The sequence below is a fragment of the Photobacterium sp. GB-1 genome (assembly GCF_003026165.1).
Taxonomy (GTDB): domain Bacteria; phylum Pseudomonadota; class Gammaproteobacteria; order Enterobacterales; family Vibrionaceae; genus Photobacterium.
The window spans coordinates 164,499-180,460 of record NZ_PYOB01000002.1 but is presented as its reverse complement, the minus strand read 5'-3'; the positions used below and the strand labels follow the sequence as shown (position 1 = coordinate 180,460).

Here is a 15,962-nt window from a genome sequence, read left to right as displayed (position 1 = left end):
ATCCTTTTTGCTGAGGGGAAGAGGCTGTGTTTAAGATTTATGTGGATCAAGCCATTGTCGTTGAACAAGTAAAAGGGCAGGTGTTTGTTCTTATGCCGGTAGGGGAATATTTTCCTGTTAAGGTAGGTGATGATCTTGCGATAGGAACAACGTTACTTTTTACTGATCGTAGTGAAGTGTTAGTGCATGTCGATGGTACGAATATATGGCTTAATCAACATTGTAAGGCATGCCTTTCTAATAATAAATTGGTTCATTTGCCCTTACCTGAATTGGATTTAGAGCCCAGTATTGCAGCTTTACAAGCAGCAATATTATCAGGTGAAGATCCGACTAAAATTCAAAAAGCAACAGCGGCTGGTATTACAACGGCTGGTATTAAGGATATTAGTTCATCAATTACTGATGGCTTAGTTATTCTTTATGACAATGACCAATTACTTGCAACCGCGGGTTTTAACACTGCATATAATCCAGAAATTAGACGACAAGACGATATCTCGCTTCCTATTTTATCGCCAGACGGTGGTGAATTTTATAATGATGTTTACTTTGTTGAAGGCGATCTGGTTCCTATTACTTATCCCGTTTCTGCTAGTGGTAGCGTTTCAGTTGAAGCTGCCACACTGCCACTTGATAGCAACACGGTAGCCTTCGATAGTTTACAAATTGATAGTTTACTCGCCACGATGAATCGTGAATTATCATCTAACGATCGCCCCATTATTTTTAGTTACGATATTGAAACGAATCAAATCATTGGTCGAAGTGATAAAGGCATTAGCCGTAGCGATGAAAGCATTGTTTTAACCATTGGATTAAGTGCTGAATTATTCAATGGTCGAGATGCTAATGTGATAATGACAGTGACACAGTTTCTTCCTTTAGATCATTTTGCAGGGGAATCTAACCGTGCACCGATTGTGATTAACGGAGAACAAATCCGCCTATCGCTTCCTGTTCAAATTGCAGATACCAACGGTAATCTAACCCAAACCCCAATTAATTTTTTAGCCGTGATAGAAGATGGAAAAATTCCTGGTTTAGGCATTGATAACGGCACTGAATTTACAGAACAAGATAGTGATATTACTACGCCACAAAGTGTTACTGGTGATATTCCTGTTTTTATCGGAAGTGATGAAATTGGTGTAATGACATTCGCCGAGCAGCAACCGTCATTGATTGGACTATTAAGTAATGACGTAGCAACAAGCTTTGCAGTACTAGGGAATAAAATCACAGTAATCAGAGTTGATGATCAGTCACCGGTTTTAGCAATAGAAGTCAGTACTAATGGTCAATATCGTGTGACTCAATATCAAGCACTCAATCAAGATAACGCGCTAGATCAAACACAATTATCCTTATTATTAACGACGACGGATCGAGATGGTGATATCAGTAATGAGGGTGAATTAGTCATTAAGATTAATGATGGTGTTGATCCTGTTTTAGGCATTGATAGCGGTACTACGATCATTGAACAAGACAAAGATATTGCTACGCCCCAAACCGTTTTAGGCAGCATTCCTATCAACGTGGGAAGTGATCAAATCAAGGCGATGTTTTTTGAACCTCAACAGCCTACCCTTGATGGGTTATTGAGTAATAGTAAACCGACTGTCTATCGCATTGAAGGTAATAAAATCATCTTGCAGTTGGCAGATGCACCACAGACTGAAGTATTAACGATTGAGATTAATACGTCTGGCGAGTATAGCGTTACCCAGTATCAGGCACTAAACCAACCTGTTAAAACGAATATAGATAAACTGACTTTAGGCGTTATTGCGATTGATACCGATGGCGATAAAAGTAATGTCGGTGAATTAAATATTACCATTGTTGATGGCCCAGATCCCATTTTAGGTAAGGATATTGCTACTAGTTTTATTGAAACCATGTCACCACAAACCTTTACCGGACAAATTACGGTCGATGTGGGTAGTGATGATATTGCTAGTGCAACTTTCAACCTCGAACAAACCACACTGAACGGTCTAACCAGCAATGGACAAGCAACGAATTATAGTACTGTTGGTAACAAGTTGGAGTTGTTTGTTCCTGCGCAAGGATCATCACCAAAACAACCCGTATTAACTGTGGTATTTGAAATTGATGGTCGTTACACAATAGAACAAAGCCAACCACTAGATCAGAATTTTACGACTAATGTAAATAATCTCGCTCTTGCTGTTATGGTCACGGATGCTGATGGTGATAACAGTAACGTAGGACAACTCATTATTAATATCACTGATGGTGAAAACCCAACAGGCGCGGGCATTACAGCACAAGTAAGTTTAACTGAAGGGGATCTGTCTCCTAAAAATATCGCTGATGCCTACCCTGTTGATGCTTCAAGCTCGTTTACTATCCCTGCGGTGAATGATGATTTGGTTGCGTCAAGTTTGAATATATCATCAAGTGTACAAACAGAATTAATCAGTGAGTTAGAGCAGCTCACGGCGACTGGATTAGCCCTACGTTTTACTCTTACAACCAGTAGCGTTGGCCTTGTTACCCTTATAGGGAAAGACAGTACTAATGCGGATGTGTTAATTGTTACTTTTTCACCAACTCAAGACAGCCATAACGTTAGTGTCACTATGAATGTCGAGCAGTTAAAGCCGTTAGATCATGATCCAACGGTGTATTCAGGGGGAGAGTATGTCTCTCTTACAAGTAACGGGATAAATATTCGCTTACCACTAGAAATGCATGATAGCGATTTTGATCCTTTAGTCGAACCTGTGAATGCGTTAGTGATATTAGAAGACGGTAAAGCCCCCGTTATCGAAAGCCAAATCAAAACATGGACGGAAGCTTTCTCAGGTACCGTGGCAGAGCCACAATCTATTTCGGGGCAATTAGAGTTTGATGTAAATAGTGATGTGATCAAACAGGTTGTCATTGGTGATATTACAACAGCTTTTGCTGGCTTAACCAGTGATAGTATCGCGCTTGATGCGAAATTTGATGATGGCAAATCCAATCAAATAATGGTGTTTTTAACTGGCACGACAACCCCAGTTTTATCGCTGTCTATAGCCACTGACGGGTACTATAACATCACGCAATATTTACCGATTGATCAACCTGTCACACCTAATACCAATACGATTAGTCTGCCATTTCATGTGGTGGATTTTGATAACGACAGCAGCAATGATGCAACGTTAACTTTAGTGATTACCGATGGTCAAAATCCGACTGGTACGAATATTACTCTTGAAACGGTTGAAGGAGATCTCGCTTTACCTATCCGTGAACCGTCAACTTCGTTATACCCGGTTGAAAGTGAAAAAACCTTATCAATCATTGCGGCAAATGACAGTTTAGTTGCGACGTCATTGGTGATATTACCCGATGTATTAACGGCATTAATCACGGAGTTATCGAGTTTAACGTCATCTGACCAAGCACTAGAAATCAGCCACATCGCAGATCCTATCACTGCGGCGCAAACCATCACCGCAATAGATTCAGTTACTAAGCAAGATGTTTTTATCATCACCCTGACGCCAGCACAAATGGGGCGTGATGTTGATGTGAAAATAGCATGGCAGCAATTACTGCCGCTTGATCATCAAATTGATAGTGGTGGAACATACGTCTTACTCAATAATGATAAGCTTGCTATCGACATCCCATTGATGATGAATGACGGGGATGACGATCCGTTTTCTCAACCCGCCATCGTCACTATCAGCGTTGAAGATGGTGCCGATCCGCTATTTGAAATCGATACTGGAACAACGATAACCGATCCTAAAAAAGGCGCGGTAGCAACAGTGGCAGAAGGTGAAATAGGCTTAGAACTCGGTAGTGATGAGATTAAAACACTCACTTTTGATAGTACGCAAACAGGATTAATCGGTTGGTTAAGTAATAGCGCACCTACCTACGTGGAAGTGCTCGGTAATGAGCTAAATATACGTTTATCTAGCGATGATTCAGTGGTACTGAATGTTGTTATTGAGCTTGATGGTAAATATACCGTCACTCAGCATTTACCTTTAAATCAACCCATCGTATCAAACGAAGATCGCTTAACGTTAGCCGTTACCGCGCAAGATTATGATGGTGATAAAGCGCAAGGTGAGTTGCTTATTATCGTTAAAGACGGTGTTGATCCTGTGTTAGGCACAGATACCGGCACTGATTATACCGAGATCATGACAACCCAAATAGAGCAGGGGCACATTCCTGTTGATGTCGGCAGTGATGATATTGCTAATGCTTATTTTGCTATTGAACAACCTAGCTTGGCTGGCTTAACCAGTAATGCCGAAGCAACAGACTATCGCTTTAACGGAAATGTTTTACAGCTTTATGTTCCGGCTATTGGCAGTACACCTGAGCAAAATGTATTAACCATAACCTTGGATATAAATGGAAGTTATACCGTCGAGCAAAATAGACCTTTAGATCAGAACTTTACAACCAACGTTAATAATCTCGCTCTTGACGTTTTTGTCGTCGATAAAGATGGTGACGACAGTAATATTGGCCAGCTGATTGTCGATATTAATGATGGTGAGAACCCTACTGGTCAAGGTGTCATTGCAGAACTCGATATTATCGAGGGAGATTTAAACCCACCTGTGGGTGGGCAAGGTTATCCTGTTTCATCATCAAGTAATTTTGTTGTTACTGCTGTTAATGATGCTTTGGTTGCTAGTAGTTTAAATTTAACTGATGCCGTGTTTTTTAAATTAGGGGCAGAGCTGCTCAAGCTTACGACAGGTGGAAAAGGCGTTAGATTTGATATCACTAATGCACTGAGTGGTTTAATGACTTTAGAAGTAAAAGAAGCATCAAATAGCGCTGAGGTATTTGAGTTAGTGCTCACACCGATTCAACAAGATGATGATGTCAAAGTAGAAATGACCTTAACTCAATTTCAACCTTTAGATCATGATCCTTCTCATTTTGTCAGTGGAGAATATATTTCATTAGATGACGGAAAAATTGACATTACCATTCCGATCATTATGCATGATACTGACTTTGATCAATTAGTGGATCCTGTTGAGGTAAAGCTGGTTTTTGAAGATGGTGTTATCCCTATTATTAATGAGCAATCCATAACATGGACTGAAGGGTTTGATGGTGCTATTACAGCGCCTCAAGAGGTAACGGGAAGTTTAGTCTATGGCAGTCATAGTGATGAAATAAAACAGGTTCAGTTTATCGAACCAAGTCAGGCGTTTACAGGGATAACCAGTAATGGCACAGCATTAGAAGTGGTATTTGATCCGTCCATACCGAATCAATTTGATGTTCAGTTAGCAGGAACATCAACCCAAGTGTTAAGTATCGCTATAGATCCTGATGGGCAATATACGATTCAGCAATATTTGCCGATTGATCAGCCGCTATTGCCGAATCAAAATGTGGTGAATCTTGATGTTCAATTGATGGATTTTGATGGTGATAAAAGTAATGTTGCGAATCTGCAATTAATCATCAAAGATGGGCTCGATCCTAATGGAATTAATGCTGAATTTAACGTGGTTGAAGGTGACTTAGTCCCACCGACTATTGGGCCATCAACATCGGGAAACCCTGTTACTACAAGCAATACCACAACCATTCCTGCAACTAACGATATATTACTGGCCGATAGTGTATTACTGAGTAGTGACAATATCACGGCAATCAAAACGGCGTTAGAGCAAGTCACATCACAAGGTGATAATACACTTGCTACTATTGTCCAAGATCCCACCAGTAAGATAATTTCAATTACGCTGACTAAAGATAATCTTGCCCAAGACACCATTTTTGAGCTGACTATTACACCTAGTCAAAATGGCCGAAATGTTGAATTACAATCGCAATTAGTTGAATCATTACCCATTGATCACCTTAACGGAGTACTGACAGCAGGGGTAGTGACGATGACCCAAGCTAATTTAGCGATAGGGATTCCGCTTCAGATGCATGATGCCGATGATGATCCATTATTAAGTCCTGCAATATTTACCGTGAATATTGCAGACGGTGATTTACCTAGTTTTGATATTGATGTTGGAATTGAATTTACTGAAATTGATAGCGACAGCGGAAAAATAGCAACCAACATTGGTAGTGATGAAATTATCCACATTGATTTAACAGCGCTTCAGCCAAATTTAACCCACTTAACCAGTAATGGTTACGCAACGGAATATAGCGTAGTCGGCAATACGGTTACTGTGGTAAGGCAAGATGATCCTACGCTTGAAGTATTAACTATTGAATTACTACAAAGTGGTGATTACAACGTCGTGCAATCACAGCCGTTGGATCAGTCTGACACCACCAATAAATTAGCGATTACCTTAGCTGTCACTGCAACCGATCAAGATTTAGATATAAGTCCAACCGATGGTGAAATTAATATCACTATTATTGATGGACTCGATCCTACGGGGAATTTTACCGGCATAACTGATTTAGATGTGATTGAAGGTGATATTAGTGCACCGACAGGTTCGCTTACTGGCTATCCAGTTTCTGATTCGACAACCTTTACATTAACCGCAGGTGTTGATCGTCTAGATCCCGATAAAGTTGGTTTTAGTGCTAATTATCTTACTGATTTACTCGCAGAGTTACGTGCAGAAATCACAGCATTGGGGGGGCAGACACTCGATTATAATTTTGATCCTAGTACCCATGTTTTAACGGCTTCGTATAACAGCCAGACTTATTTCACACTAACCTTATCAGCCGTTAATGTCTTGAATTCTAAAGATGCTGATGTGACGGTAACGTATGAGCAATTCTTACCACTTGATCACAATAGTGGAGGAAATAGTAGTGGCTATATCAATGTTTCAGGTGCTCTCATTAGTATTGATCTCCAAGTCCAAATCCAAGATACCGATGGTGATTATTTAGAAACCCCAGTGGCCGTTATGCTTAATATCAGTGATGGGTTTGATCCGGTAATTATTAATACACAAGATATCACTGTTGAAGAAAGTGATATTCGTGCCGATGGCCCTCATCATCAAGGCTCAACACCTGATGAAGATGGGGACCGCGCGACGGGAACATTAACGATTGATGAAGGCAGTGATTTAGTTCATCAGTACCGTTTAGATACCACGCAATTTACCACTTTAAATTCAACCTTAACAAGCCAAGGACAGGCGGTTACCTTATTTGAGCATTCTGTCGGAACGTACTCAGCATTTGCTGATTCTCGTACGATTTTTACTGTGGCATTTACGGCGGCGGGTGAATATACCGTAAACCTCTTTGGTGCAATTGATCACCCCGATCCCGGTAAAGACAGTAAAGATGTTTTTTTACCTGTGATTGCGATTGATGATGATGGTGATGAAAGTACATTTTCAACCATTAAGCTAACCATTGTTGATGATATTGCCGATGGTCGAAATATCATTATTCAAGCTGATGAAGGACAAGCAAATGTCGTTGGAGAGTCGTTACTGACACAAGCATTAGAAGGTGCAGATGGTGCGACTGTAGTGAGTGTTGTTGATCTTGCAGTAGAGCAACCATTAGTGGGTAACGGTTTTACGGTTATTCCAATTCATCAAGGAGGAGATACCATTTCTCCTGGCCAGCTATTAGGCGAGTTATCGATTAAGCCTAATGGTGAGGTTTCTTTCTCGGCAGCCACTGAAATAACACAGACAGATGAGGTACTGGAATATACGTTTAACTATCGGGTCACAGATGGTGATGATGATACAGAATTACGGACGATTACATTACAAATTGATGATCAAGAAGCCAAGATCATTATCGAGCCCGATCCGATTGTCACTTATGAAGATGTAGGACGAGTCGAAGATCCTGATGAAACGATCATTGCTCCACCAAGTGGGGCGCCTGTATCACTTAAAATTGATATTGGTGATGATGATCGCGGTGAGTTTTTACAACAAGTATTGATCACGATTCCGACAGAGGTACACGGTTCATTTTATTTAAACGGTACCGCACTTGCGACCAGTGGAGATGGGTTATCTTACGTTGTGCCTGTCGGCGATTTCACCACGACAGATAATATAGTACACGAGTTAGTGGGACTCACTTTTATTCCCGATGCTGATTTCTCTACGGCAAATGGCAATTTAGTGTTTGAAGTTAAAGCGCAAGTTGGTGTGACTAGTGGTGCTCCATTGCCTGAAGCGATCACGTCGTTTGAAATTATTGTGGAAGGGATTGCTGATATCCCAACGTGGGATGATACTCAAACGCAAGTACATTACACCATTGATGAAGATTCAACAGGTGTTGATTTGCAGCTTAAAGCCGATCTTAATGATATCGATGGCTCTGAAACATTATCTTATATTATTACGCTAGAGCCAGATGCTGGTGGCAAGATCAATGGTGAGTTGAAAGGAAATAATCTTGTTGATCTTGGTGGTGATCAATATCAAGTATCAGCGGCAGATGTGGGGAGTTTATCTGTCACACCGACAGCGAATTACAGTGGTGACATAAAACTCACGGCCGTGGCGCAAAGTAAAGAAGACGTGGTTTTTGTGACGGGCAAGCAAACCGCTGATTCTGTTGAGCGTGAGATCATTATTAATGTTGAACCTGTTGCTGATGAAACCACATTAAAAGTTACCCGAATTAGTTCTGATGAAGATGTGTTAATTAATCTAAGCGATCACGTGACGTTAACAGAAACTGTAGATAAGGACGGCTCAGAAATAGAATGTGTTCGTTTTTCTAATTTACCCGTGGGGGCACAAATACTACTCAATGGCGCTGTTGTAGTTGAAAGCCCGTCAGGCTCCGGTGTGTATGAGGTTAACTATGCAGATATTGCTAATGTTCAGCTAAAACCAACACCTGAAAGCAATGTTGATTTTGAAATTACAGTGCAAGGTGTTGTGAAAGATAGCGCGAGTTTTACCAATAGCAGTAATGTCGTGGTTAACGCTAATGATGAATATGTCACGGCAACGCAACAGCTTGAAGTAAGCTTAAAAGGCGTGGCTGACGTACCGATATTTGATATCGATATTGATAGTAATGGTAATGGTGTGTTAGATGTCGGTGAGTGGGCTTATATCAACAACGATCCGACACAAGGTATTGAAACCTTAATAGATGAAGACAGTTCAGTCATTTCTGGAATCAGTATTATTAGTGGTGAAACGCCTTTAAAGCAATTAGATGATAACTCTGAAACGTTAAGTGTAGTGTTATCGGGTATTCCCGCAGGGGTCACATTAAAAGACGCTGAAGGTAATGATCAAAGTTTAGTGTTTACTGGTTATGATACTGAAGGTAAGCCTGTTTATGAGATTGAACTTTCGTCATTAAAAAATATTGAAATAATACCACCATTAAACAGCACTCAAGATATTGAACTAGAAGCTAAAATATTAGTCACTGAAAATGATGGCGATGTACATAGTTTTGATCGAAAAATTCTGATCAATATTCAGCCAGTTATTGATGCAGATAATTACACCTTAGTCAGTGATAACAATATATTAGAAGATCAAAATAATACGGTGCAATGGCGACCAACTGCAGCACAAGGATTTACTGATAGTAGCGAAACGATTACTCAGATACGTTTTGGTGGTATTCCTTCCGATTACACCTTATTGATTGATGGCACTCCTTTAACATTGGTCGCTGGAGAGATCACATTAACGGATAGTCAACGTGATGAGTTACTTGCTGGTAAACCATTACAACTTCGCGCGCCTCAAAATTCTGATCGTGATTTAACCTTTCAATCTTATTTAACGGTAGCGCAGACGGATAGTGATGGTGAAAATACTGCGATTAAAGAAATCACAGGACAGCTCGTTGTTGATATTCAAGCCGTGGTTGAACCTGATGGTATTCTTGCTGTTCGAGATTCAAGTGACGCGGTCTTAACCATGTTAACCAGTACCACTGGTGGCGTGATTGATCTATCAACAGATGCAGCATCGCTTGGACGTGTCTCCTTTACAGGAGAGAATACCCCAGTTGCTATTGATCATAGTGATGAAGTGATACGGCGTATTGTGGTGAAGTTTCCTCAATCAGTAGCAGAGCCTGGTGATTTTGTTGTGATAGGTGGTATCAGTGATGGAGCTGGGGCATGGACAATACCTGAATCGCAACTCGATAACTTGAAAATCACCGCACCAACGGGCTTTAACTCCACTATCGATATTACCATTAGCGCTGAAGTACAAGATTTAGGTGATAACGGTGAAGGTGATGTTAGTGCACTTGTGCCATTTACCACACCCATCACATTAGATTTTACCCCGAATACCAGCATGATCACTGAGCTTGCAGGGGATATTGTTTTCAATCCTGACGTGGTAACTGGCACTGAAGATAATGTTATTAATCTTGGTGACCAAATTGAAGATGATATCGTTATTGGCTCTGTTAATGGCGAACAAAATCATGACTCAGTGACGATTGTAATTAAAGCGGCGGATCTGCCTAGCGGGGTCACCATCTTAGGGACTAATTTTGACTTCATCGATGGTGAATACGTCATGATAGTACCTGTTGATGGGGCAGGAAAAGTTGATGTAAGTGGTATCTCATTAAATCCTGCAACCGACTTCGCGGGTGATTTTCAATTTGATCTTCACATTGTCAACACCGATACCACCAGTGGTAATACTAAAAATCTGATTAAGCCCGTTACAGTTCGTATAGAGCCTGTAGTTGATGTCCCACCTCATGGCGATCCGACGTTATCACTGGAAGTACTGCGCACAGAGAAACTCGGTGATGACGATCAACCGATTACCAATACAGGTAAGCCTGAAGTCATTAAAAATAATCATGCCTATGAAGATGGCTCGGTTATTTTAGGAATATCAGCGTCGTTAAAAGATATCAGTACCTCATTGACATCAGGGCTTGAAAGCCTAAAACACGTTGAGTTAACCGTTAATGCCAGCCAAGGTTCCTTCCTTCAAGCAGATGGAACGGCAGTACAAACGATCACCGTTAATAAAACGGAATTGGATAATATTCCATTTCAACCGGTAAAAGATTTTAGCGGTAATGTATCAATATCAGCGGTTGCTACCGTTGAAGATGATGTGACCTATACCTTAACGACACCAGCAACCGCGCAAGCGACAGGTACGTTTACTGCAACAGTCGATTTTGATGTGATCCCAGTCGATGACCCGGTCAAATTTACAGGTGTTGATACCACCATTAAAGGTAATGAAGATCAGGCGGGTGGTATCAGTCTTGGTAGCATCAGTTTTGATGTCGGAGATACTGATGGCTCAGAGCAAATTATTTCAGCCAAGATCACCAACGTACCTGATGGCTTTGTCTTAACAGGGCCTGTAGGTAATTTAGGGAATGGCGAGTGGAGTGTTACGTTACCTGTCGGTATGCAAACAGGCAGTCTTACTGGGGTTAATATTGTACCTGCTGAAAATTACAGTGGTACATTAGCATTGGGAGTGTTGGTCTTTACCAAAGAGGATTTATTGGATGATATTGCACAAAATACCGCAACCATAAATGTTGATATTCTACCTGTAGGCGACAAAATTGATTCTGATGTAACAACCTCTTATACAGGACAAGAAGATCAGCCTATTACACTGACACTTGATTTAGCAGTACGAGATAATACGGATAGTATTGTACCGTCACATTCGAATGCAACAGAAAATGCCCCAGAAAAATTGCATGTAGTCGTCACTGATGTGCCCGATTCCAGTCTTTTTGATGCACCAGTCGGCGGCAGTGCAGAAAAGCAACCTGATGGCTCATGGATTATTATTTCAGGTGATACAACGTTAGATACTTTGGTGTTTCACCCCGGTGATGCGAACGGTAATTTCACCATGAACTTTGACATGCGCTCATCTGATAATGGTGTGCTTGCGACCAATAGTCTTGCTGTGATTCAAACCCTGTCATTTGATGTAGCTGCCGTCAATGATGCGCCAGTAAATACGTTGCCTGCTGGTATTAGTGCCGAAGAGGATATAGGCGTTATTATTTCGGGGATCAGTGTAAAAGATGTCGATGCAACGGAAGATAATGGCAATATGACAGTTAACTTATCGGTTGATCATGGTGCATTGAATGTATTGAGTACCACAGGGATCACGGTTGATAACAACAATACATCGGATGTTATGTTAACGGGTAAATTAGATGACCTTAATGCAGCATTAGCGGCTGGAATCCATTATCAAAGCGATCCTAATTTTTACGGTGATGATACGTTAAGTATGTTAACCAACGATAACGGTAATTCAGGCTCGGGAGGGGCTAAAACAGACAGTACCCAAACCAGTATTACTGTTGCGCCCAAACCGGATGTACCGATTATTGAGCTTGAGAGGCCGCAAACAGCCTCTATTCATACCGTACTTGGAACCATGCTGCCATTAATTGGCATTATGGCGTCGGTGGTTAACCCCGCACCTAATGAACTATCGATTGTGGTGAGTGGCTTAAATGATGGCGATCTTGTTGATAGTAATGGCACAATCGTTGGCGATCTAATGGCAGCTGGCACCTATCGTGTGCCTGTTAGCCAATTAGATGATTTGTATCTCACTGGGTTATCAACGGGCAGCACCAGTTTAATTGTTGAAGCAGAATCGACCATCGACAGTAATAGTGTTTTATCAGCAACCTCTATTACACTTAATATCAATGTTGGTGAAGATACAACAACTGAGATTGATGCCAGCATTTCACCTAGTGGTAGCGGTGAATTGATTGTTGATGATGATCAAGACCGTACGCTTATCGGCAGTGATGATGATGATATATTTTATGCTGGTGGCGGTAATGATATTTTAACTGGTAATGCAGGGGATGATTTGTTCATCTGGGAGCTGGATAATATTGATGGCAGTATCGATGTCATCACCGACTTTGCATTAGGTGAAGATAAAATAGACTTAACGGATGTACTGGATGATAGTGCTGGTGATGGGTTAAAACTCGACGATTTATTAGCAGGTATTAGTGCTGATGCTTCAAGTGGCAAACTAGAATTGATGATCACCGCATCTAACAGCAATACGCAAACCATCACCTTAGATAATATTCAAGCTGCCGATCTTGGTTTAGCGAGCTCAGCATCAAGTACTCAATTGGTGACGGAATTGTTTAACCAATCAGGGTTTACCACAAGCTAAAAGATAATCCCGTTTTCTTATTTTAAAAAAGAAAAAGACCACTATAACGAGTGATCCTTTTTGAAATTCAATAACAAATAGACGTTTTATGCTTTATTGCTGTGAAAATGAAAACGCTTATGAAAATATTCTTTTAGGTGTTCTTCCATTTCATGTACTTTTGCATCAATCGCATCACACAATACTTTATCGTTATTCATGGCATTAATACGATCAGTTACCATTGCTTCAATCGCTTCTTTTTGCGCATCTGTTAGTTCTACTGGGTTTGCATTTGTCATTATTTTTTATCCTAGTTATAGCTCGATAGAGCGATAGCAGAAGGGCTAAGTTGCCAAATTTTATTCATAATAGCGATATTGGTCTGGGGTTGGAATAACTGTAATCAGAAATTGCTTATCTGTACATTTCGATTAGTTGTGATTTCAATATCCTCTCAATCCATTGTGTGATTTAACTCTCACTATTGGACTTTATTGAAAGCTTGCGCGTAAAATAGCCGTCCTCACATTTAATGCGGTTATACAAGGTACAATTGTTGATGAGCAATGTTGCGAAAACTAAGAATTTTGAGTTATTGGCACCCGGTGGCGATATCGAATCTATTAAAGCTGCCATTGCTGCTGGCGCTGATGCAATTTACTGTGGTTTAGATAGCTTCAACGCTCGAAATCGAGCCACTAACCTTACCTTTGATGTATTAAGTGGCATTATTCGTTTAGCACATCAGAACAATTGTAAGATTTTTCTTACCTTAAATATCGTCGTATTAGATAGTGAAATTCCTGCGGTTATTCGCTTATTGAATAAGTTGGTGAACACCAAAGTTGATGGTGTGATTTTGCAAGATTTAGGCTTGTTCCACATCATTAAAGAATATTTTCCAACTTTAGATGTCCATGCTTCAACTCAAATCAATACCCATAACGATGGTCAAATTCTGTTTTTAAAACAGCTTCAAGCAAGCCGTGTTAACTTATCTCGTGAATTGAACATTCGTGAAATTAAGCATCTGGCTCAATTTGGACATCAACATGATGTCCTTATGGAGGTGTTTGTTCATGGTTCTTACTGTATCGGTTTCTCTGGTTTGTGTTACATCAGCTCAGTGAAAAATGGTAACTCGGGTAACCGTGGGCGTTGTAGTCAACCATGCCGTGATCAATACCAAACCACTGCCGCGGGTAAAGATTTCCCATTGAATATGAAAGATAACTCAGCTTTTTCGAATATGGTTGAGCTGGCTGATGCTGGGGTATATTCACTGAAAGTGGAAGGGCGAATTAAGAAATCACACTACGTGTATACCGTGGTCGATCAATGGCGTCAGCAGATCGATCGTTACTGTGAGCAAAAGCCGTTACTAACTGATACAACGTCACTGTTTACGGTCTTTAACCGCGATTTTTCTAACTCGTATCTCCAAGGTGATATCAATAAGAGCATGTTTATTGATAACCCTCGTGATAACTCTGTGAGTCATTTTACTCAGGTCTATCAAGCAACCACAATTGATGCAGTAAATGGCGTAAAACAGAAATTGTACGATGACAAAACAGCGATTATTAATACCGTTGAAGATGTCACGAAAGCCATGGATGTTAGCTCGCTACCCATGACCATGATTTTTAGCGGTAAAGAGGGTCAATGTTTAACGGTAATAGTGACAACGCCTGATCAAACGATAGAGTTACAATCAGAGTCAGCACTTATTGGTGCACAAAAACACGTATTAACTCATGAGTTATTAGAAAAACGTTTTCAAAGTTTGGCTAATGAAGGTGAGTATCAGATCACCCATGTTGATATTTCAGGATTAGCCGAAAATACGTCAGTTCCTTTTACGGAATTAGCACAATTAAAAGAACAAATTGGTTATCAGTTAAATGGTGAAAAAGCGTTAGTAGCGCCGATTGATACGCCAAAGCCACGTAATAGTATCAATCACCGTAAACCAACAGGGATCACGCCAGAGCTGGCGATATTGATTTCTGATCCAAGTGATGTGGTATTAAATCAAGATAATAATGCCGTGCTGTATTATACCATTCCTGAAGGTTTAGCGATGGAATTGGAAAAAACGGTAGCATTATTTGAAGCACATCCTCATCTTGTGCCATGGTTCCCTGCGATCTTAATTGGTGAAAATTACCAAGCGGCAGTGGCGTTTATTGAGCGTGTGAAACCTAATTGTATTGTGACGAATAACAGTGGTATTGCGCATGTGGCTTATCAGCAGGGTATTGATTGGATTGCAGGGCCTTACTTGAACTTAACTAACTCATTTAGCCTACAGTGCATTGCTGATGAATTTAATGCGAAGGGGGCATTCGTTTCTAACGAGATCAATCGTAAGCAAATTAACCCAATGGTATGCCCTGAAAACTTTGAATTACATTACAGTATTTATCATCCATTAATGATGTTAATGAGCCGCCAGTGTTTATTCCATCAAACCGTAGGTTGTAAGAAAAAGCATTTTGATAATAAGTGTCTACGTAAGTGTGATAAGTCAGCGTCTATCTTGAGTTTAAAAGACGCCTCGTTTGTATTGGATAAACAAAGAGGCGCGCATAATGCGCTATATAGCCAGCAAAACTATATGAATTTACAGGCGGTTACAGATTTTCCTGATAAGTTTACTCGCTTTATGATCGATCTCCGTGATATTAAAACGGAAACGGAAGTAAATGCTGATAAAGCAATGTTAGTCTCTTTGTTTAATGCGTATATTCATGGTGATATCAATGCGAGAGCAACATTAGAGCAAACCATTATTGGCACTATTTCTCAGCAATATAAAAAAGGTCTGTGATTCAG

3 protein-coding genes are annotated in these 15,962 nt (G+C 40.4%); 2 read left to right on the top strand and 1 reads right to left on the bottom strand.

The features are described 5' to 3' along the window. Nucleotides 1–26: 26 nt before the first annotated feature. Nucleotides 27–13,142 (top strand): retention module-containing protein, encoded by a 13,116-nt coding sequence (locus C9J45_RS03405; protein WP_107292141.1) that lies wholly within the window; start codon nucleotides 27–29, stop codon nucleotides 13,140–13,142. Between the two features lie 86 nt (nucleotides 13,143–13,228). Here the strand turns inward: C9J45_RS03405 and C9J45_RS03400 are convergent, their stop codons facing one another. After that, complete coding sequence (locus tag C9J45_RS03400) at nucleotides 13,229–13,423, bottom strand: hypothetical protein (protein ID WP_107206230.1); 195 nt, start codon at nucleotides 13,421–13,423, stop codon at nucleotides 13,229–13,231. 260 nt (nucleotides 13,424–13,683) lie between these two features. On the opposite strand from C9J45_RS03400, the gene C9J45_RS03395 reads away from it, so the two are divergent. Continuing rightward, nucleotides 13,684–15,957 carry a peptidase U32 family protein gene (locus tag C9J45_RS03395; RefSeq protein WP_107245947.1) on the top strand — a complete coding sequence of 758 codons (2,274 nt, stop codon included), beginning with the start codon at nucleotides 13,684–13,686 and terminating at the stop codon, nucleotides 15,955–15,957. Nucleotides 15,958–15,962: the final 5 nt, after the last annotated feature.